This is a genomic window from Caballeronia sp. LZ024 (genome assembly GCF_031451455.1).
Lineage (GTDB): Bacteria > Pseudomonadota > Gammaproteobacteria > Burkholderiales > Burkholderiaceae > Caballeronia > Caballeronia telluris.
The window spans coordinates 70402-89335 of sequence record NZ_JARUXL010000005.1 but is presented as its reverse complement, the minus strand read 5'-3'; the positions used below and the strand labels follow the sequence as shown (position 1 = coordinate 89335).

General features: G+C 61.8%; 20 protein-coding genes. 19 read left to right on the top strand and 1 reads right to left on the bottom strand.

The window, feature by feature from the left end:
- Positions 1–47: 47 nt before the first annotated feature.
- The 12 genes from QCE48_RS29715 (at position 48) to QCE48_RS29660 (ending at position 12334) form a co-directional block, all read left to right on the top strand.
- Positions 48–3167: an SNF2-related protein gene (locus QCE48_RS29715; RefSeq protein ID WP_309788855.1), complete on the top strand. Its 3120-nt coding sequence runs from the start codon at positions 48–50 to the stop codon at positions 3165–3167.
- Entirely contained in the window at positions 3168–3416 is a 249-nt protein-coding gene (locus QCE48_RS29710; protein ID WP_309788854.1) for a hypothetical protein, read from the top strand.
- A gap of 316 nt (positions 3417–3732) precedes the next feature.
- On the top strand, positions 3733–4431 hold the full coding sequence (locus QCE48_RS29705) for a hypothetical protein (protein WP_309788853.1): 699 nt from the start codon (positions 3733–3735) through the stop codon (positions 4429–4431).
- A 177-nt stretch (positions 4432–4608) separates the two neighbouring features.
- Complete coding sequence (locus tag QCE48_RS29700) at positions 4609–6276, top strand: PRTRC system ParB family protein (protein WP_309788977.1); 1668 nt, start codon at positions 4609–4611, stop codon at positions 6274–6276.
- A gap of 94 nt (positions 6277–6370) precedes the next feature.
- The gene (locus tag QCE48_RS29695) at positions 6371–6859 is read left to right on the top strand and encodes a PRTRC system protein E (RefSeq protein WP_309788852.1); all 489 of its coding nucleotides are present in this window, start codon (positions 6371–6373) and stop codon (positions 6857–6859) included.
- A 9-nt stretch (positions 6860–6868) separates the two neighbouring features.
- On the top strand, positions 6869–7105 hold the full coding sequence (locus QCE48_RS29690) for a PRTRC system protein C (protein ID WP_309788851.1): 237 nt from the start codon (positions 6869–6871) through the stop codon (positions 7103–7105).
- A 99-nt stretch (positions 7106–7204) separates the two neighbouring features.
- Positions 7205–8344 carry a PRTRC system protein F gene (locus QCE48_RS29685; RefSeq protein WP_309788850.1) on the top strand — a complete coding sequence of 380 codons (1140 nt, stop codon included), beginning with the start codon at positions 7205–7207 and terminating at the stop codon, positions 8342–8344.
- Between the two features lie 13 nt (positions 8345–8357).
- Positions 8358–9086, top strand: a complete 729-nt coding sequence (locus QCE48_RS29680; protein ID WP_309788849.1) for a PRTRC system protein B — start codon at positions 8358–8360, stop codon at positions 9084–9086.
- Entirely contained in the window at positions 9086–9742 is a 657-nt protein-coding gene (locus tag QCE48_RS29675; RefSeq protein ID WP_309788976.1) for a PRTRC system protein A, read from the top strand. The genes QCE48_RS29680 and QCE48_RS29675 overlap by 1 nt, the downstream gene beginning before the upstream one ends.
- Positions 9739–10572, top strand: a complete 834-nt coding sequence (locus QCE48_RS29670; RefSeq protein ID WP_309788848.1) for a PRTRC system ThiF family protein — start codon at positions 9739–9741, stop codon at positions 10570–10572. The genes QCE48_RS29675 and QCE48_RS29670 overlap by 4 nt, the downstream gene beginning before the upstream one ends.
- Positions 10573–10684: 112 nt before the next feature.
- Positions 10685–11158, top strand: coding sequence for a hypothetical protein (locus QCE48_RS29665; RefSeq protein WP_309788847.1), 474 nt, complete (start codon positions 10685–10687; stop codon positions 11156–11158).
- A gap of 93 nt (positions 11159–11251) precedes the next feature.
- Entirely contained in the window at positions 11252–12334 is a 1083-nt protein-coding gene (locus tag QCE48_RS29660; protein WP_309794400.1) for a hypothetical protein, read from the top strand.
- A 58-nt stretch (positions 12335–12392) separates the two neighbouring features.
- Here QCE48_RS29660 and QCE48_RS29655 read toward each other — a convergent pair whose 3' ends face one another.
- Entirely contained in the window at positions 12393–13583 is a 1191-nt protein-coding gene (locus tag QCE48_RS29655; RefSeq protein WP_309788845.1) for a phosphoadenosine phosphosulfate reductase family protein, read from the bottom strand.
- A 943-nt stretch (positions 13584–14526) separates the two neighbouring features.
- On the opposite strand from QCE48_RS29655, the gene QCE48_RS29650 reads away from it, so the two are divergent.
- The 7 genes from QCE48_RS29650 to QCE48_RS29620 all read left to right on the top strand — a co-directional run bounded on the left by QCE48_RS29650 (position 14527) and on the right by QCE48_RS29620 (position 18851).
- A complete protein-coding gene (locus tag QCE48_RS29650) occupies positions 14527–14772 on the top strand; it encodes a hypothetical protein (protein ID WP_309788844.1) in 246 nt (81 codons plus the stop codon).
- A gap of 117 nt (positions 14773–14889) precedes the next feature.
- On the top strand, positions 14890–15024 hold the full coding sequence (locus tag QCE48_RS29645; RefSeq protein ID WP_309788843.1) for a hypothetical protein: 135 nt from the start codon (positions 14890–14892) through the stop codon (positions 15022–15024).
- Between the two features lie 100 nt (positions 15025–15124).
- A complete protein-coding gene (locus tag QCE48_RS29640; protein ID WP_309788842.1) occupies positions 15125–15586 on the top strand; it encodes a glycine zipper 2TM domain-containing protein in 462 nt (153 codons plus the stop codon).
- A 100-nt stretch (positions 15587–15686) separates the two neighbouring features.
- Entirely contained in the window at positions 15687–16085 is a 399-nt protein-coding gene (locus QCE48_RS29635; RefSeq protein ID WP_309788841.1) for a hypothetical protein, read from the top strand.
- Entirely contained in the window at positions 16082–16546 is a 465-nt protein-coding gene (locus QCE48_RS29630; RefSeq protein WP_309788840.1) for a hypothetical protein, read from the top strand. Before QCE48_RS29635 ends, QCE48_RS29630 begins: the two co-directional genes overlap by 4 nt.
- Positions 16547–16775: 229 nt before the next feature.
- The gene (locus QCE48_RS29625) at positions 16776–17234 is read left to right on the top strand and encodes a hypothetical protein (protein ID WP_309788839.1); all 459 of its coding nucleotides are present in this window, start codon (positions 16776–16778) and stop codon (positions 17232–17234) included.
- A gap of 99 nt (positions 17235–17333) precedes the next feature.
- On the top strand, positions 17334–18851 hold the full coding sequence (locus QCE48_RS29620) for a hypothetical protein (RefSeq protein WP_309788838.1): 1518 nt from the start codon (positions 17334–17336) through the stop codon (positions 18849–18851).
- The last annotated feature ends 83 nt before the right edge of the window (positions 18852–18934 follow it).

The window sequence follows — 18934 nt, the reverse complement described above, 5'->3', positions numbered from 1 at the left end:
TCGTTTCGACCCGCTCCGGCGGGCCTTTTTATTTCTAGAGGCAATTCATGCAGAGAGATCTGTTTTCGTTTGAGCCAGATTGGTACGAGCCGTTGCGTGCGATCAGAAGTTTGGGATCGCAGGCGCCGTCGATCGCCCATCAGGGCGAGCTGGCCGCCGCGCGTCGGCTGCACCTCGGCCAGTTCTTCACGCCGGATGCGATCGCGGCATTCATGTGGAGCTTCGTGAGCGGCTGGAAGGTGAATCGGCGTATCCGCGTCCTGGATAACTCGGTCGGCTCCGGTCGGCTGCTTCAGTACGCGGACCCGGAACGCCATGCCTTGTACGGTGTCGATGTCCACGCCGATGTCATCCAGCAGTGTCAGAAGGTGTTTGAGGACGCGGGGTTTCATTGCGAGTTCCGACAAGCCGGCATGGAGGACATTCATCCGACGCGCTTCGATATCGCACTCATCAATCCGCCGTTCTCGATCCACCTCGAATCACCGCATCTGCAGACGCTCGAATGCACGACGTGGGGCCGGTACGGCGCGCACACCAGCGCGTTGAGCCACGACTACGCGGTGCATCAGGCTCTGGAGGCGGCGAACATTGTCGTCGCGCTGCTGCCGATCTCGACTGCTGAGTCGATGATTGGGGGCGAGCAGGGCGACCGTCTGAAGCGGCGCGCGGCGGGCCTGTTCGAATTGCCGGCGGACGCGTTCAAGCTCGAGGGCGCGAACGTGCGAACGGCGGTTGTGGTGTTCGACCGCTACCGCGATCGTCCCTCGGACTTCGTGCGTGCGCTCGTCGACGATCTGGCCAAGCCCGGCCCGGATCTCGGGCTGCACTTCGAAGATCGCTCCTTTGGTGAGGCGCGGATGCGCCTGCAGAAGCTCGATGACAGCGTGCCGTTCATCACGCGTGCGGTGACCGGCGACAAGTCGGTCAAGGTGTCGCACGATGGCCGGCGCATTCGTTTGTCCTTTGCCTGTGGCTTCAACGAAGCGATGGTGCTCAACGCGGTTCTCGTGAAGCGCATCTATTCGCGCGACGGCCACCGGCTGCCGCGTGGCTTCCGTTACTCGGGGCAAGGCTTGCTGGATATGGAAACGTATCTTGTGCAGGACGATCCGGTCGCGGCGCTCGATCAGTTGCTCGATCGAATCCGCAGCGTCGGTGGCGAGCCGCAACTGGCGCCCGGCTTCATGGAGCACTTCGGGAGACGCATGCAACGCAGCGTGCGCCAGGCGATACCGTTGCGGCATGTGGCGTGGACGACTGGTGCCGGGTCGCGGGATCAGGTGTCGGGCATCGCAAAGGAGACCCACAAGGTCGACGCGACGCGCTGGGCCAGTCCGCTCATTAAGGCGGGCGACGAAGTCCAGTTTGATCGCGAACCCGACGGGCGCTACCGATACGCGCTGCATGGCGTCTGGTACCACCTGTCTGTCGACGAGCTCAATGCGCGGTTCGCGGTCGAGAACGTCAGCGAGGGATGGGAAGTGGTGCACGAAGGTCTGTGCGCGCGTTTCCCTGACCAAGCAGCGGCGCTCCGGTCGCGCGTGAAGGCGCTCGGCGTCGATCAGTGGCTCGACTGGGAGTTTCAAGTTGATGATCTGGTCGAAACGCTGCTCAAGCCGACGGGCTGTGTCGTCGCATGGGAGCAGGGGTGCGGCAAGTCCCGGCTCGCGTTGGCGCTGATCCTCGTCTCGGGCGTGAAGCACGGCCTGATCGTTGTTGAGTCACGGCTCATCGAGGAAATGCTCAAGGAGGTGGGGCAGTTGCCCATCTCGGCTGAGCAGGTGAAGGTAATCGAATCGGCGGCCGACCTTAACGACCTCCGTCAGATCAACCTTATCTCGTATGAGCGCCTGCGCATGCCGGTCGATAAGGCGGCTTCGGCGCGCGTGACGTACGCCCATCGACTGCGTCGCCGCATCGGCCTGCTGGTAGCCGACGAAGGCGAGCGCCTGGCCAACCCCACGAGCGACCAGAGCCGCGCGCTTTGGCAGCTTTCGGCGCGGCGAAGGTTTGTTTTGACGGGGTCGCCGATCCCCAACTACCCGAGAGATGCGTTCGGTCTGATCGCGTTTTCTGGTGGTGATGGAACGGCGGCTCAGCCGTATGGTTATCGCTTGGGCTATCTGGAGCAGAACTGGATCAATTCGGTGGAGTACGCCATGCGCGGCGTCGATCGATTCAGGGATGACTTCGTGGTGCTGGAGTGGGTCACGTGGCAATTCGCGGAGAGCCTGCAGGATGGGGCGAAACGCGAGGTGCCCAAGATCGGAAACCTGCACCTGTACCGCGCGATGCTCGCGCCGCACATCAAGCGGCGGCTGGTCGCAGAACCCGAGGTGTCGCGCTACATCCAGATCGAACCACCGCAGTTCGAGGTGGAAACGGTCGATTGGGATCGCGGGCATTTGGCCGCGTATCTCCGCGCTGCCGACGAGTTCGCCGACTGGTACCGCTCATCGCGCGATGACAAGAAGGCGTGCAACCTGGTCACGATCCTCGCTCGTATCCGTGCCGTTCACTTTTCCGCCAATTACCCGCAGTTTGGGATGGATGGCGTGGGGTACATCGGCGGGCTGACGAGCAAGCAACGCGCAATTGTCGCGCGCATGCGCGCGATCGCGGCGGAAGGAAAGCAAGCGATCGTGTTTGCCGAGAATCCGGGCGTGCTCGATCTTCTAGCGCGCGAGCTGGATGCGCACGGTGTGCAGACGGTGCCGTTTCACGGCGAGATACCGATCAAGCGTCGCGTGGCCGATAAGGACAAGCGATTCTTGGGCGGACTGGCAACCGGACTGATGGCCACCAAGGCATCGGGTCGCGCGGGCTACAACCTGCCGAACGCCGACTACATCCTTTTCTACGACCGTTCGTGGACGTGGCGCATTGAGTATCAGGCGATGCGGCGCGCGCTGCGATGGAACCGGAAGGGCGTGTTGAAGGTGGTCTATTTTCATCTCCCGGGGAGCATCGACGAGTATCAGGACCAAATGGTCGCGCACAAACGTGATGCGACGCAGGCGGGGCTGGACTGGGCGACGCCGGAACTTGAAGACGAGACGTTTTTGCATATGGATTCGTTGCTGGACCGCTTTGTCGATGACCTCGCATTGCTGGCGGCCGAGACCGCGGGCGACATGCGCAAACTTCTGAAGGAGGCAGCTTAAATGCCGAAAGACTCGAATGTGTTTGTGGTGGTCGGGGAGGGCGTCGTCACGGTTAAACGTGAAGGCTCCAATCGCGCGGTGCTGGCGAAAGTCCTCGGCAAGGTACAAGTCGATGGCGTCGAGGTGCTGTGCCTCGACCGCCTCGTTCATGAAAGCCATGAGCAGCAGTTCGGCGAGTGGACGTTGGCGGGCGCAGTCACGACCTTGCTGTCACGATCGCTGTCGCCCGTGACTGGCGCTGCGGCATAAGACACAGCGGCATCCTCGAGTGCCGCTCGTCACTCCCTTTAATCAACCCGGCTCGAGCCGGGTTTTTTTTCGACCTTGCACCCGGGATCAGCGACCGTTCGGCCACGCTTCGGCGTGTTTTCGCCATCGCGAGCGGCAGTGTTCGCTGCGCCGCATCATTTGCACATCGCAGGAAATACGCTCCGTTCGCGGTATGGCGTCCCCCTCGTATGCGCCGGCCGTCTTGGGCGCCGGCGTTCTGCCGGCGCACTTTTTCACTCATGGCATCATGCGGGCAGGCGCGATTTGAAGCGCCAACTACGCTACTGCAAATGCAATGAGTAATTCGCCAACACCCAGCACCCAATCCATCGCCTTCACTGTCCCAACGCATTTAGCGGCAGCGCTGAAAGAGACCGTTGACGACTTCCTGGCGGCCGCGGCGGGCGGAGTGACGCCTGCGCAGCGAGCGGCCGAGATACGCGCTCAAGATCGCGACGCGAGCCTGGACTCACTCGCCTATCTCGTTGAGGTGGCGGAGGGCAGCTCAGGGCAGGCGCGCGTCGCCGCTCAGTTTCTCGCAGGCCTCTACAACGGCTTCGACTTCCCCTTTAGCCTCACGGACTTTCGACGACTCGACGACGATCTGATGGAGCACTGCATCCAGGTTCTGCGACTGGACAGTCGACACGCGACCGAAGTGCACCGCTACTTTCCGAATGGCGAGGTCCGTTGGCAGGCGATGATCAAACGATGGGGGCTTGCTGACGAGCCGGCGCACACGCCGCTGCCGGACGACGACGTCGTGCATTCGTGCCAGTACGACAGCAAGCTCGACGCGCCGGGTTATCGCGACGTGACCTTGGTCGTAAAAGTGGCTGTCGGCATCGACGATGTTCGGTCGATCAGCCTCGCGCTGTCGGCTGCCGATTCGGAGCGGCTAGCGGCGGACCTCGTCGCGGTCCATCGCCTTGCGTGGACACGAGGCAAGCCGCTGGATGCTGATGAGAATGAGCCGAGACCCGCCTGGCTATGAAAGACGGCATGAATTCGTGAGCTTTTGCGTGGCGTGCTCGCAAAGTAAACCGCTATTGTTGCTCCATCACCCGCGTCAGAGACGCATCGACCCCGCGCTGACGTCAGTCAGCCCACGTTGTTCAACCCTTTGGGAACCACTCCCAAAGGGGGCAGGTTCCCTCTCAGGAGCCCAGCCATGCAACAACAGCCTACTCTCTCCCTCAAGCAAATCCAGGTCAGCGTCAATCCCCGCAAGTACTTCGATGCGGCGGAGATGGAAGAGCTGACCGCGTCTGTGCGCGAAAAAGGTGTCATCCAGCCTGTCATCGTGCGCACGCTCGCTGACGGTGGATTCAGCCTCGTCGCTGGCGGCCGCAGATACAAGGCGGCGCTTGCGGCGCACGGCGAAGACTATGAAATCCCGGTCGTCGTTCGAGAGATCGATGAGGTGGAAGCGAAGCAGCTCGCCATCATCGAGAACATCCAGCGGGCCGACATGTCGCCGGCCGAAGAAGCCATTGCGGCAGCCGAGCAAGTCGGGCTGTGCAAGGGCGATCGCGACGAAGTCGCGCGCATCTTCGGTTGGTCGCGTGCGACGCTGGATAAGCGTCTTGCGCTGATGAACTGCAGCACTGCCGTGCTCGATGCATTGAGCACCCGACAGATCCTTCTCGGTCACGCCGAGCTGCTTGCTGCGCTCCCCAAAGAGACGCAGGACAAGCTGCTGCCGGTGATCATCAAGGAGGGCAAGGCGGTCGCTGAGGTCAAGAAAACCATCGAGCAGGTTGCCTGTTCGTTGGCGGCCGCGATCTTCGACAAGGCCGACTGCGCCGGATGCCCGCACAATTCGTCCACGCAGGGCGAGATGTTCGGTGAATCCATCGGTACGGGCAATTGCACCAACCGCACCTGCTACAACGAGAAGACCGAAAAGATGCTCGAAGTGACGGCCACCGGCCTGCGCGACGAATATCCGGTCGTGCGCATCGTGCGTGCTGGCGACAACCACACGCGCGTGCAACTCTCAGTCGATGGCCCGAAGGGCGTCGGCGAAGAGCAGGCAAAGGCGTGTCACGCGTGCCAGAACTACGGCGCGGCGGTGAGCGGTCTGCCTGACTCGATCGGCAAGGTCTATCGCGGCCAGTGCTTTGACACCGTCTGCAACATGAAGAAGGTGGCGGCGCAACTGCAAGCGGTGAAAGCCGCGACGCAGCCGAAGCCCGAGGCAGCCAAGGCCGGCGCGAAAGCGTCGCCCGCAGCAGCGAAGGGCGCGGCCGCACCATCGACGACGAGCAACCCGCCGGCGACGGTGGTGGCTGAGTCGGACAAGATCAAAGCGTATCGCGTGGCGTTGTGGCGTAAAGCCCTGCGCCGTGAGGTAGGTGCGGATCCCGCGCTTGCCCAGCGATACCTCGTTGCGATCGCTCTGTCCGATCAGATGCGCTGTGTCGACCAAAAGACGCTCTCCGGCATCTGGGAAAAGCTCACCGAAGAGCAGGTCGGGTCCGGCGATGTGACGAAAGCGGCTGCCTCGACGGCTGCCGCTGACGATACGAAGCTCGCGCACGCGGTCACCGGTGTGACGGTCGCCGCGATTCAAGGCCTCGACGTCCAGTACCTAACCCGTCTGTGCACGCACCATCACCTCGATCTCGCGAAGCACTGGAAGCTCTGCAAGGAGTTTCTGGAGCTGATCACGAAGTCCGAAATGATGGTGGTCGCTGACGAACTCGGCATTCGTGCCGCGCTCGGCGACAACTTCAAGAAGGTCTTCGGCAAGTCCAAGTCCGAAGTCATCGACGCGCTTCTGGCGGTCGATGGCTTCGACTACACGGGCAAGATCCCGAAGGTGCTCAAGTTCTAATTGCGCGGCGTCCCCGTGCATCGATCGTAGTTTTCCATCCTTTATAGGCCGCCCATCCTTTGGATGGCGGTCTTTTTTCTTTTCGGGAGTTTCCATGTTCGTAGCTATTGAACCGCTTCTGCGTCACTGCACGAAGCTCACGTTGTCGTTGCAGATGAAGGGCGAAGAAATGGTTGTCTGCGTCATGCCGCAAGGCACGGCAAAAGACGCCGCCATGCTTCAGCCGCTCGCGCTCACCGCGACGGCGCCTGAGCTGGAAGCGGGTTTCGTGGACGCGCTCGTGGCCTACACCGGCGCGCACGCGTCGCTCGCCGAGCAGGTTGCTGCGACCACCGCCATCCTCGAGGCCGCCAAGACGACGCAAGTCTCGAAGGCGACCAAGACGCTGGCTAAGGGCGAAAGCAAGCCTGCTTTGCCTGCACCCGGCAGATCGAGCATCGATGCGGACAACGATGATGACGACGGAAGTGCCGACGCTGAAGGGCAGAGCACCGCCCCGACTGCGTCTTCGGCATCGTCCGCAGCAGAGGCATCGGCGGAACCGGCTAACACCGGGACCAACCTCGCATCGCTTTTCGACTAAGGAGCAGACATGGCTATCCAAGTTGCGAAGCTCACGCGTGAGTTCGTCTACAACGGCGTGACGTTCCCCGATCCCGGGCCGACGTTCTCGCCCGACGATGTCCGTGATCTCTACTCCGCGCAGTACCCGGAGCTGACGACCGCGGCGATCGACGGACCCACGACGGAGGGCGATGTCATGCGCTTCACGTTCGTGCGCGCGGCCGGTGCCAAGGGTGCAGTCATGCACTGCCGCTTCCATGCGTAAGCGCGACCTCCTCAAAGCCCTGTCCGATCCGGACTTGGCTCTTTCTCATCAGCAACCGCCCGGAAGGGCGGTTTTTTTTCATGACAAGGAGATCGAGCAATGCTCTTCGATCCTCGCCCGTCTAGTGCAGAGGTCGCTGTCTCGGGAGAGCCTTGGCAACCGCGACGCGCTCCCGCTGCCCGACGTCGAACTCCCAATGATTTTCTAAGCCTGCCGGCCATCGGCTCGGACGTCAAAACGCGCGCAGTGATGCGTTGGCAAGCCGAAAAGGATGTCGCCGGTCTCATCGCCGCCCAGTTCAACTCGCGCGTGCTGAGGCCGCGCGACGTACCGGAGTTCAAAGGCGCGGGTGACGCGCTTGCCCACGGCTTTTTCGCGTGGGCCAAGCGTCATACGCCGCATCTGGACTGCCTCGGCTTTGACTTCGTGTTGTGCGACGTGCAGGCGGTGCAAGACGTCGTCCAGTACCAGGAGGACAGCAGCGACTTCAATCTGACCTCGCCCGTGTATCTCGGCATCGAGATCACGGAGGAAAACATCTTCGAGATCGGCAGGCGTGCCGCCGAACTTCGGGATGTCCATCCGCGCTTGGTGTCGACGGCGATGGTGCTAATCAATCGCGCAGCAGGCCGCACGATGTGGGTTCGAACGCCGGACGAGTTCCTTGGGGAATTCGCCTCGTGGTTCTGGGACGGCGACTCGAACGCAACCGATGAGGAAGCGCGCGAGATGCTGACGGACCGATTCGGCGAGGACGAGGCGGAGATTGAGTACTACCTCCCTTCCGTTGTGCGTCCGCAGCTCTGTCCCGACGACATGGACGTCTACCGCTGGAATGCAAAGAGCCGACGCTATCTGCCTCAACGGGCACTTGGCGTTGCCGCGCTCAGACGGCTTCAGCGATTCACGTCTGGCCGCACACGTCGAATCTGTGCGGAGCTCGAGAAGCTGTCGTTGATGTTGCAGCGCGTGGGCAATCGCGACCTCTTCGGCTGCGAGTATCGACCGCGCTGCGCTTATGCGTCGGCCACGCTCACCGTGCAAAACGATACCCGCGTCAGCGACGTACTCGATTCTCACTATGAGTACCTCGCCAGCGCCGGCGACGGCACAACTTACCTCGGCTTCACGCCGCTTGCCTCTACGCCTGACGCCATCCGCAAGCAGTACGCGGACTGGTCGGAGGGACTTTCCATTCTTGGCCAACTGGACCGCGTCATCGCGTGTCTCGCGGCATAACTAGGAGCTTTGTATGAAAGGGCTTGATATCGGCTCGGACCGCGTCGACGAACTGGCGGCGGTCAGTGCCATCTTGCTATACGGCCGTCAGGACCGCAGCGCTGTCTACGGCACCGTTCATCCGGTGACGCAGGGCAAGAGCGGCCGGGCAACGATTGGCGCCGGAAGGCCGATCGACCGCATGGCGCTTGTTGATTGCCTGCGTGAGCTGGCTCAGAACGCGGCACCGAAGGCGGAATTTTTGCCTGAGACGGTGCTGGCTGTGTCGCAAGACGCGGTGATGTGGTGGTGCAGACCGGCAACGCGAAGAGTCTTCTTCGACTGTCAGGAGTTCGGGCGGCGCAGTGCTGTCGTCCCGCATCCGGGGTTGGTGTTCCGTGCAGCTTCGAGCGGGTTTTCCGTGTTCGCGCTGCAGGAAGACAGCCGGCCAACGCCTGCATCGAAGCTGCACGAACCGCCTTACTTTAACACCTGGGATTGGGGGCGAATCTGCATCGGCTCGGCTCATGTGCCAAAGCGCATTGATATCGAGTCGATCAGCGGATGGGAGGGCGGATTCTTCGAATCGGCCTTCACGCACCCGAACCACGGCAGCAAACGTGTTTCGCATCCGAATGGCGAGTTCGCGTTCTGGAAAGAAATGCTTGACGGCAAGTACGGCAAGCAATTCCCGAAAGACGCGCTCGTCCCTATGGACCTTACCCTCGCTGAGCTGATCGCCGGCAAACAAGGAGTTCGATGATGAATGCTGGTGCTTTGAATCCTGCAGATGCCGCGCTTCAACGCTCATTTCCTACCGTCATGGTGCCCCGGCGTGAGTCGGTCGCGCCGATGCAGGCGGCCGGTGAGCGACTGCTGATCGGCGAGAACGGAGTCTTTCTTGAAATCGATCTGCCGTGGCTCTCGGTTGTTCGCCGCATTGCGCACTACACGGTCCCGACCGCGATCCCCTACGGGAAAGTGGTCGAATCGACCGAGTTGCGTTGTGGTGCGGTGCCGCCCGAGTTGGTCGGCGAGTTCGTCGCGATGGCGCGCGCCGCACATCCGCTGGAGACCGGTGCCTGGATCGTCTGGAATGTGGAGACGAAACAGTTCCGGCTCGCGCCTGTAAAGGTGCTGTCGCAGGGCACCGGGTCGCTGAAGTACGAGCGCCCGGAACTTCTGCCAAGTGAACTGCGGGTGATCGACTGCCATTCGCATGGCGCGCATCCCGCGTACTTCTCGCCGACAGACAACGAAGATGACCGACACGAGACGAAGTTCGCCTTCGTCGTCGGCAACTGCGCGTCGTCGGTACCGAGTATGGCGACGCGGCTGTGCGCGAAAGGCATCTTCGAGAACGTCGAGCGCGTGCCGAGCAGTTGGTATGCGGCGGCTCGCGCTCAGGAGGTTGCATGAACGGAGCCATCCGACATCAACTTCCTTCGCGGATGCTTGAGCGAAGCTGGAATGTAGTCGTGGTAGGCGCGGGCGGCACCGGAAGTGCGGTGCTCCCGAGTCTCGCGCGCCTTCATCACGCGATGCTCGAACTGGGTCACCCGGGCGGCATCGACTGCACCGTGTTCGATGACGACACCGTCAGCCCGACCAACGTCGGCCGGCAGGGCTTCTATCCGAACGACGTGGGCGAGTACAAAGCCTCGCTCATCGTCAATCGGCTCAACGCACTGATGGGCACGAACTGGCGGGCGGAAACCCGGCGATTCGGTCCGGGCGAGCCGCTCTACAACGTCGATCTCGTGATTGGCTGCGTCGATACGCGTGCTGCTCGGGCCGCGATTGTTGGCGCAGCCCAGCACAGCGGGGCGTATTACCTCGACTGCGGCAACGACACGGATCGCGGCCAAGTCGTCATAGGCCAGGTCTGTGGCAAGAGCTACGCGCTGAAGCATCCTGAACGGCTGCCGCATGTGGGCGAGTTGTTTCCGGAACTTATCGACGCGAAGCTCGATGCGAAAGACGAGACCCCGTCCTGTTCGATGGCCGAGGCGCTGCGCAAGCAGTCGCTGGTCATCAACCAGGCCATCGCGGTCCAAGCATTCAACATGCTCTGGACCATGTTTCGGACCGGCGCCGTGCCGTTCTCGGGCGTGTTTGTGAACCTTGCAACGGGGCGCACAAATCCGATTCCGTTGGACCCGGCTGCGTGGGCGCGCTTCGGATATGAAATCCCGAAGCCGCCCGTCAAGAAGGCGAGGAAAAGCCGAAAGGCCGCGCTCGCCGCTTAGACGTTCCTCCCGATGCCGCCCCTCTTGTGGGGCGGTGTCTTTCATGGTGGCTCCCTCGCGCTATACGCGTGGGCGAGTCTCTATTTCTCAACTTCATCAACGGAAAAACAAGATGAAAAAAATCAGTAACTGGTTTTGTGCCGGACCCTCGGCTCAATATGGCAACAACGTCGCGGGAATTCTTCGCTGTTTGTTGCTTGCAATTGCGGCTATCGCTGCGGCAATGGTCCATCGCTGGCTCGGGTATGAGTTCCCGCATCAGGGTCTAAGGGCGCTCGAGGCTGGGTTGTGCAGCGCGTTGCCATCGACGTTGGAGCACGCACTCGCCGCGTTCGGCACGCTGTCTCTGCTGGTGTTGCCGGTCTGCTGGACGCAGTCGACAACCCGCTGCCGGATGTTCGCCTGTTTCATCGGCGCGGTTGCCTACTTTGCGTTGACAACAATGGGCTGGGATTACCTGCAGTACCGAGCTACGCATGACGCGGCACAGCTTGCGCAGATGGCAGGCGACGTTGCGGGGCTGCTGTGTGCCGTGCACTGGCTCACCCGTGCGCAGCCGGTTCGCCTGCACCAACGCCTCGCCTGATACAGGCATATCAACGGCTCCGTAACGGGGCCGTCTTTTCTACCCTTGCGGGACAGCCCGCAAGGGCTGCTCCCCGCACCAATGGAGCAAAACATGGGTTCTTCAATTCTGACGGGCAAGCGCGCAGGCGCAATGCAGAAGGCCGACGGCGAGTGGATCTACGCGTTGTTCGAACGCGGCTATGAGTCGAACGTCTATCCGCACACCGACCACTGGTCGGCTGTCGCGCTGGGCAACTATGCGCAGGTCATGCGCCGCGTCTTCTCGCACGCGACCAGTTGCGAAGGCGGAATGCTCCGAAGCCGCAATGGATCGATCCGGCCGGAAAACTACATCGCGAGTTGGAGAAGTGAACTCGCCAAGCCCGCGCTGCTTCGGAATCGGGCGATCGATCTGTCGGTCGGCTCGTCGTGCTACTCGGCGGTGCCTGAGTCGCAGCTGGATGACGTCCGGTTGTCGTTGATCCGGGCAGGCTTCGAGTCCCGTATCGATGAGTTGGTCGGCGGCAGCTTGAGCGTTTCCCTGCATGCGGACATCGACCTGCTGCTCTCGATCTACGGGAACAGCGGGTCGCTCAGCGTGTGGCGAGTGCTCAAGGAGTACGACTGTGGGGCCGCCCAGACGGAGGTGCCGGTGCCGTCGGCAACGAAGACGGCGATGGAGCGGATGCCCGAGGTACGGTGTCATTCGATTGACCAACACAACGTGCTGGTCGCGATGGGCTCCGCGCCGTGGCGTCACGCTGGCTGGCAGTACAGCGCGGTCGGTTCGTTCATTACGGACGTTGCCTATCCGGTGGAGATGGAAGCGCCGGGCTTCGCCAAGAAGGCGATCCCAGCGTTCCGCGACGCCGTTAGCAACGCCCCGCAGGTCCCTTCGGCGACGCGCATCACCGTGACGCGTTCGCCCGAAGGCACCGAGGAGTGGCGGGTTCGCCGCGCCGACGAACTTGCGCGGACGCTCGGCCTCGTGGCTGAGGACGCATGTGCGCCGGCTGTCTTCAGCTTTGCGTTCGGCGACTTGCTCAATCGCGAAGACACCGACCGGCTGTTGTACGGGTTGGGTTCCTTCAGCGATGCGCAACTCCAGTGGGAGGTGCCCGTCGCGCGCGCAGGCGCTGAGCCGGATCCTGCATTCTTTGCGGCCGACGTTCAGCTCTCGCTGTGTCTCGCCTAGTCCTGTTTTGATCGACGCCACGCCCCGGATTTCCGGGGCGTGGCTTTTTTTTCGCCCGCTAGAAAGCGAAGCTCGCTTGCGCGGGGATCGTCACCGCTGAGGGCGTTGTCGCCGAGGGTGCGCCGGGACGTTGTGCTAGCAGTTCGTCGTACCGGCGCAGGACATCGGCACCGCTGACGTATCCGACGTCGATGCCGACCGCTTGAGCGACGCGGCGGCGTACGCTCGCGAGCAACTCCGCTTCGTCGGGCGTCGGGCGCACGGTCGGCCAACCCGACGAGAAAAGCAGATGCGTAGGAATCTCGGCCTCGATGGCTTGGCGCTCGATGGCCGCTGCCTTTGCGCGCGCGACGTCGGCCGCCAGTTCAGACGACAGCAGGTGGGGCGCGACGTCAGCCAACCACCGTTGCCCTTGGAAGGCGAACGTCGATTGCGCTTCTAGCCTCACCATCTCGCGGTACACGTCGTGGTTGTCGGCGCAGCTCGCCGCAGCGCGCAGGTCGTCCAACGAGCTCATGATGCAGTAGGCGCACGAGACGCGCGACGCACCGTACACGGTGTATGCCTCGTGCAGGGCGAGTCCGGCCGCAGCGATCTCGGTAAAAACTTCGTCGATGGTCCATTCGATGATCGCGTTCCACGTCACGCTCGTCCGACCTTTCGTCGATAGGGGAGCGAGCGGGGCCGATACAGGCATCTTGCTGCGAGCGCTGCTTTCCTGACGGCGTACGCCGGTCACGTTCACGATGTTGTGCGTCGGGAAACGCTTGTTCAGCGCACTGTTTATTAAGGAACCTTTTAATTCTGACGTGCAGAAGCGCATGGACGGTGTGCTCCACGGCAAGATCAGCCGCACACAGGCGAGATCGCGGTAGCGTTCGACATTGTTCGACCAGCGTTTCTCCCATCTTGCGAGCATGTCACCCGCTTGCCGTTGCAGCGTGAGCAGTTCCCAGCCGAGGTGGGCAGCAAGCCGCTCGCACGCCGGGCCGCTGTCCTTCCACTCGACACGCCCGAGGTCGGAATGGACGAGGATGCGCGGACCGGTGTGGCCGATGGCATCGAGATGGCGGGCGACCGCGAGCGCACAGGCGACGCTGTCCTTGCCGCCGCTCACACCGATCGCGACGACAGCATCGGTCTCGAGCAGCGCCGACACCTCCGGCGTGAGTGCGACGTTACGGGCACGCGCTGGGACGTAGGCGTGTGAACGGGTGCGAAGCGAGGACAAGTCGATGTTCTGGAGCATGGTCGAAGAAGAATCGGGGTAGATGATTCATCTTCGCAGCTACAGCCCAAAGTCAAGGCGGGCGGGGCTCCGACGCCGCTGCGCGCCAGACCCGGGCGAAAGAAAGCCCGCATCGCGGCGAACGATAGCGGGCCAAGACTTGGATGATCTACAACAGCGCGCCCACAGCCAGAGGACACGCAGTAATAGCTTAGTTGCTAATCTCCGATGCGCAAGAAAAAGCCCGCCTACAGGTAAGACGGGCCGGCGTCCGACGCAGAGAACGTGATGTTTCGAACACTTGGATTCAATTTGTCAGTCTATATTGTCCCTGCCCGCTAATAAGGGCGCTTGAGAGACCGCACTATACAAAAACGACAAACTGAGGCCACCCATGGCGCGTCCCTGGGTGGCCTTTCTTTCGCCCTGTTACGCCATCTATCACTTACTCGTACCTTGTGCTTCGGTCGGGCGCGCCCCTTCGCGTCGGCCCGCAGTCTATGAATCGCGGCGTTTTTAGCGGCTCTTTCAACTCATCGGCGCCGGTGTCGATGGCTAGAATGGCCTCTCTCTCAGGTTCGTCGACGGCCCTCGGATATGCGACGGACTTTCAAGCGCCGCTCCAGCAATGGAGCAGGCGCTTTTTTTTCGTCCTGGATGTGCGCTTCCGGTCCCGAGCCGGGTAATTGTCGTGCGTGACCAGCGGCAGTTCCTTCTCGTTTCTGAGCGAAAGCCATAGCGAATCGTTGAGCTTTCCGACACCCACCGCGCGGCCGACTCCGTAGACTGGCTCCATTCCCCGCGCTTTTGCGCATCGACCTACCCCTCCAGCGTGCTGGAGGACCATCTTCTCTCCAGCCGTCTTTGACGGCAATCTTCTAGGCGACCCTCGTTGGTCGCCTTTTTTCGTCCCGTTGGGAGCCAATCCCACGGGAGACGGCTCCCATTTTTTTAGGAGCTGTCTATGTCTCGCAATCTCGCACCTGTCGTCAAAGTTTCCAGCAAGAACGGTTTCATGGCGAATCAGCGTGTGGTTGGTCAGGACGTCGAGGTCAGTCCGCCGGAGCTTTACACCGGACGTATTCATTCGGTGTGGAGCGACGGCACGGCTATGGTGGACTGGGACTATTCGCTCAATCCCCAAGCCGAACGGCATCTGGTGCAAAGCGGTCGTGTCAGACTGCATCACCTCAGCCGTGCCGCCTCGTAGGCCTTCATAAATGACGCGTCCAGTGCAGCCTGCTGGACGCCGTTTCTTCATTTCCAAATCTCTTCTCGATGGGAGCTTCCCATCGCGGGCGGCTCCTGCTTTTCTCTGGAGTTGCCCTTGTTACCGGTGATCAAACACGCTCTCAACAGTCTTGCCTGGTACGCCCAGCAGGACGCCGAAGCCTGGAAGATGCTGTCGTTTCTCGTTGGCGTGGTGTCCATCTCGATCGCGATCGCCTCGGCCACGCACTGACGCACGCAGCTTTTGGTGCTGCCCGTTCTCGTTCTTTTTCCCTTTGGGGCAAACCAGCCCCTTCGGGAATGGATTGCCTCGCTTTCATTTGAGGTGATCCATGATCAAGCTTCTTTGCTCCGTGATGCTTCTTTCGGTTTTGACTGGCTGCGCCACGGCGGACTTCGGTTCGCCAAATACCTATCAGCGTTACGACGTTCAACGCATCGGCCAGTTCGAGCAGGCAACCATCCTGCGCGTGCGTCCGATCACCATCGAGAGTAATTCCGGCTCGTCGGGCATTGCATCGATCGTGAGTGCAGCAGCGGGTGCCTTCCTGGGCTCGCAAGTCATTGGAAACGGTAGCGGCCGTTATATCGCCGGCGCGCTTTCCGGCTCCGTTTCCGGGTTGGTGGCTCAGCGCGTAAGCGCCGTTATGTCTCGCCACAGCGGTGTCGAAGTCTTTCTTCGTCGCGCGAACGGTCAGACCGTGACCGTCACACAGGTCGACGATCAGCAGTTCGTGCCTGGCCAGCAGGTTTTTCTCGTCTCCAGTGGGTCCGGCTACCGGATCACTCACTGACCCGGTAGTCCACTTCCTTTAGCTCGCGGTGCATGCCGCGTAATTCCCTTGCGGGGCAGGCTCCCCGCAAGGGACCTGCCTCGTCTTTTCCGAGGCAATCATGAAATTTCCCCGAGTGTTTTACGCGGACCGTAACAGCGCCAACTCCGGCGCAAAGGCGGCCATGGAGCGTCACGCATCGCGCGTCCTCCGACGCGTCGCGCAGGATTTGCGGCTTGCCGCGACCTCTCATGAAATCGTCACCGATTCGCGCCGCGGCAGTTCGGCGGTGCGGGTGTCGTTGCGCACTGAGACGCTGTTTGTCGACGTGCTCGAGCGTCGTGGCGGTTCGGGTGTCGCGCTAAGTTTCAGAACCCGGCGCGGTCGCTCCGACCTGACGGGCGGTGGTGAAAACCACGTCGCCCTGGCGCAACTCGAGACGCCTGCGGGCTACCGAGCGATGCTGGACGGCTTGCGTTTGGCCGGCGGCATCGACCTGAAGTGCGGAGGTCGTCGATGAAACTGGCGAAGGTGAAAATCGAGTACAGCTCCGGCACCACGATCGTGGACCGGGTCACTCTCGATGCAACAACAGGTCAGGTTCATCTGGCGCCGCGTGTACTCGGGTTGCTCAATAAGATGGAGGAGTCCGAGTGCTCGCCGTCGTTCAGCCTTGAGTACAAAGGCGACGTCTTGCCGGTGAACATGACGGGCAACGGCGGGTACGTGGTATCGATTCCCCCTGACCCCGGCCCTGGCTTGCGCCGGCTGCTCCACGCAGTCGCGACGCCATCCAAGGACCAGCGGCACCAAAACGGCCGCTATCTGCACACTCTATCGGCTGCATCGATCGGCGGCGCAGTCGGATACGCACATTCCGCCTCGTCCTGGGATCCGCTGACAATTGCAGGTACGAGCGCACTGGCTGCCCTTGGAGTAGTATTGTGGTATGCAGGCCATTACGTGATGAAAGGAGAATGACGTGGGCGCAACAATTTTCACGGTAGTGCTTGGCGTGTCCATTGCAGCTTTCTTCATGTGGACCGCGAACAACGGTCGCAAAGCCGATCGCGAACGCGATTGGGGCAAATGATTCGACGCAGCGCAAGCTGAGTCCAAAGACAAAACCGCACCTTTTTGGGGTGCGGTTTTTTTTCGACTTCCTTTTCTAGCGCGCCTTCGGGCGCGTTTTTCATTTCAGGAGCAGTTTATGTCTCAAGCAAACGCCGATGTGCTGCCGGCTGCTGTCACCAGCGGTATCACCGCTGCTGCTGCGGTCGATATCAAGACCGTCGCCCGGCTGAACACCGACGGCAAGACTGTCGATCAGGTTTTCGAGGGTTTGTGCCGCTTCTTGCGCGGGACGGAGCTCGAACCGGAATGGCTCTGTCACGCGAACCTGCAGGACGATGCCAACGAAGCGATGTACGGAGCACGCCACAACAGACCGTGGCCTGAACCGTCGTCACATGACCGGATTTCCGTATCTGTGTGCATCGGCAATTCGGAAGGCTGGATCGTTCATGTGGACTTCGTCAGCCGACCGCGGCTGAGCGACTCGCTTGATCGGACCTGCGCGATCATGCCGCTGCTTCGCGCCAAGGTGTTTTCGACTGACCACGCGTGGTCGCTCGCTCGTCTGATCGCCCGTCTAATCGACGCGGCCTAATAGTTTTTCAACTTCCCGCGCCCGTTTCGGCGCACTTAACCCTTGCCGGGCATCGACCCGACAGGGTGCGATTGCCCGCATTCTTTAAGGCAATCCACCATGTATCAGCTTTCCTTTTCGGGCTTCGCCCAGTCTTTCCGCACGATGCTCGAAGTGCTCCGTTTCCTGCGAGACGACACGCGCGTGGCAGCAGTCGACGCGGCAGAGATCGCTCTCACGTTCTTCAGCCACCCCGTATCCGTCACACGCTTCAACGGTAAGCTCACCGTTCGTCGGCCCGGGACGGCGACGACCCTTTTCCTGTCGCTCATCGACGAAATCGACGCGGCTTACTTCAGACCGTCGTTCGCCGCGCTTGAGCCGTGGCAAATCCGGCGCGAGCACTGGCAACTGCTCTATCTGGCTTTTGATTTGGCGCGGGAGCCGCTGTACTTGTTTTCATCCGATCAAATGGCGCAAGCCAACGAAGAGGCGGCGAAAAGCGGCCGTCGCGGGTTGGACCTGTTCGAGCTGCTGCAGGACGAGTCGCAGCGCCGGTTCGGGTTCCGCTACGCGGGCCCGATTCTGGACAACCGGCAGAGCAATGGTCGGCACGAGGTTCATGTCGCCTACGCGCTCGCGGCGGGCAAGCCCGTTCCGCAAGCGGTGATCGACGACTACGCTTCGTTGTCGAAGTTTGAATCCGATTTGCAATGGGCGAAGCCGCTTCTCGCGGTGCCGGAGTTGCGCGGTGCGCTGCCGCTTACGAAGCTGGTTCCGCTCGCAACGGTGATGCGCCATTCGAAGCAGGCGATCACCTCCGACAATGCCGCGCTGCTCGCGATGGTGATGGGTCTCGCGCCGAAGGAGCCGACGACGGTCCAAGTCGACGACTTGCTGTACGCGAAAGGCATTCTCGAAGCGCATTCTTTGCCGGAGGCGTACCTGAAGCCTGTTGATGTCGGCTCGCCGACCTGTCAGTTCGCGGAAGTGCTGCGGCGTACGCTCGCCGATCGCTCGCGCGACAATCGGCTGGGGGAACTCGAGAAGGCGCGGAAGTCGGGCAGCATCAGCGCACGCCGCTTTCAACTCGACTCGCAACTGGCCATTCTGGATCACGGCAGGCATACGCACACCTTCGCCAACGAGTTCGCTAAAGCGGTGCAGACGGCCGACATGTCCTATCTTCTGAGCATCTTGGACCGGCCAGACGACGCCAACCGGGCGACCAAGCAAGCGGTCCGCGAGGTGTTCGGCATTAAGCTCATCGGCGTTCGCGCTGCGGCTCGGCGCCGAGGCATCTTCGAACTCGCAGGTATGGACGCCGCGCAGCAAGCAGAGTGGGAGGCGTTGTCGGTTTCGCAACGTGATGCTAGGCGCGTCGCCCGCGAGGTCGCACGCGCTCGCGAGGCGGCTGAAATGTCACGCATCCGCACACAGGACGGTGCTGTCGTAACCGGTGCGCAGTGGGTGGACAGCACGATCGCCGAAGGCTTCTCCGAGATCGTTAGCATGCGGCAGGGCACTAGCGTGCGTTACGCGCTCGCAGACCCGGTCCGGCAGTTACAGGTATCGCTTCGCGCAAACGACGGTACGCTCGCCTATGCGCGCGTGGCGCTTGAACAGCGCGCAAGCTGATTCACTTTCGACGAACCCGGCTGCGTGCCGGGTTTTTTTTCGCCGGTTCGGCCGTCGAGATGGCTTAAGGCACCCTGAATTAG

Coding starts and splice junctions, on each gene's coding strand:
- QCE48_RS29660 (WP_309794400.1), top strand. CDS start 11,252: ATGGGTTCTTCAATTCTGACGGGCAAGCGCGCAGGCGCAATGCAGAAG.
- QCE48_RS29680 (WP_309788849.1), top strand. CDS start 8,358: ATGAAAGGGCTTGATATCGGCTCGGACCGCGTCGACGAACTGGCGGCG.
- QCE48_RS29685 (WP_309788850.1), top strand. CDS start 7,205: ATGCTCTTCGATCCTCGCCCGTCTAGTGCAGAGGTCGCTGTCTCGGGA.
- QCE48_RS29695 (WP_309788852.1), top strand. CDS start 6,371: ATGTTCGTAGCTATTGAACCGCTTCTGCGTCACTGCACGAAGCTCACG.
- QCE48_RS29630 (WP_309788840.1), top strand. CDS start 16,082: ATGAAACTGGCGAAGGTGAAAATCGAGTACAGCTCCGGCACCACGATC.
- QCE48_RS29705 (WP_309788853.1), top strand. CDS start 3,733: ATGAGTAATTCGCCAACACCCAGCACCCAATCCATCGCCTTCACTGTC.
- QCE48_RS29650 (WP_309788844.1), top strand. CDS start 14,527: ATGTCTCGCAATCTCGCACCTGTCGTCAAAGTTTCCAGCAAGAACGGT.
- QCE48_RS29655 (WP_309788845.1), bottom strand. CDS start 13,583: ATGCTCCAGAACATCGACTTGTCCTCGCTTCGCACCCGTTCACACGCC.
- QCE48_RS29700 (WP_309788977.1), top strand. CDS start 4,609: ATGCAACAACAGCCTACTCTCTCCCTCAAGCAAATCCAGGTCAGCGTC.
- QCE48_RS29620 (WP_309788838.1), top strand. CDS start 17,334: ATGTATCAGCTTTCCTTTTCGGGCTTCGCCCAGTCTTTCCGCACGATG.
- QCE48_RS29625 (WP_309788839.1), top strand. CDS start 16,776: ATGTCTCAAGCAAACGCCGATGTGCTGCCGGCTGCTGTCACCAGCGGT.
- QCE48_RS29640 (WP_309788842.1), top strand. CDS start 15,125: ATGATCAAGCTTCTTTGCTCCGTGATGCTTCTTTCGGTTTTGACTGGC.
- QCE48_RS29635 (WP_309788841.1), top strand. CDS start 15,687: ATGAAATTTCCCCGAGTGTTTTACGCGGACCGTAACAGCGCCAACTCC.
- QCE48_RS29710 (WP_309788854.1), top strand. CDS start 3,168: ATGCCGAAAGACTCGAATGTGTTTGTGGTGGTCGGGGAGGGCGTCGTC.
- QCE48_RS29690 (WP_309788851.1), top strand. CDS start 6,869: ATGGCTATCCAAGTTGCGAAGCTCACGCGTGAGTTCGTCTACAACGGC.
- QCE48_RS29675 (WP_309788976.1), top strand. CDS start 9,086: ATGAATGCTGGTGCTTTGAATCCTGCAGATGCCGCGCTTCAACGCTCA.
- QCE48_RS29715 (WP_309788855.1), top strand. CDS start 48: ATGCAGAGAGATCTGTTTTCGTTTGAGCCAGATTGGTACGAGCCGTTG.
- QCE48_RS29665 (WP_309788847.1), top strand. CDS start 10,685: ATGAAAAAAATCAGTAACTGGTTTTGTGCCGGACCCTCGGCTCAATAT.
- QCE48_RS29670 (WP_309788848.1), top strand. CDS start 9,739: ATGAACGGAGCCATCCGACATCAACTTCCTTCGCGGATGCTTGAGCGA.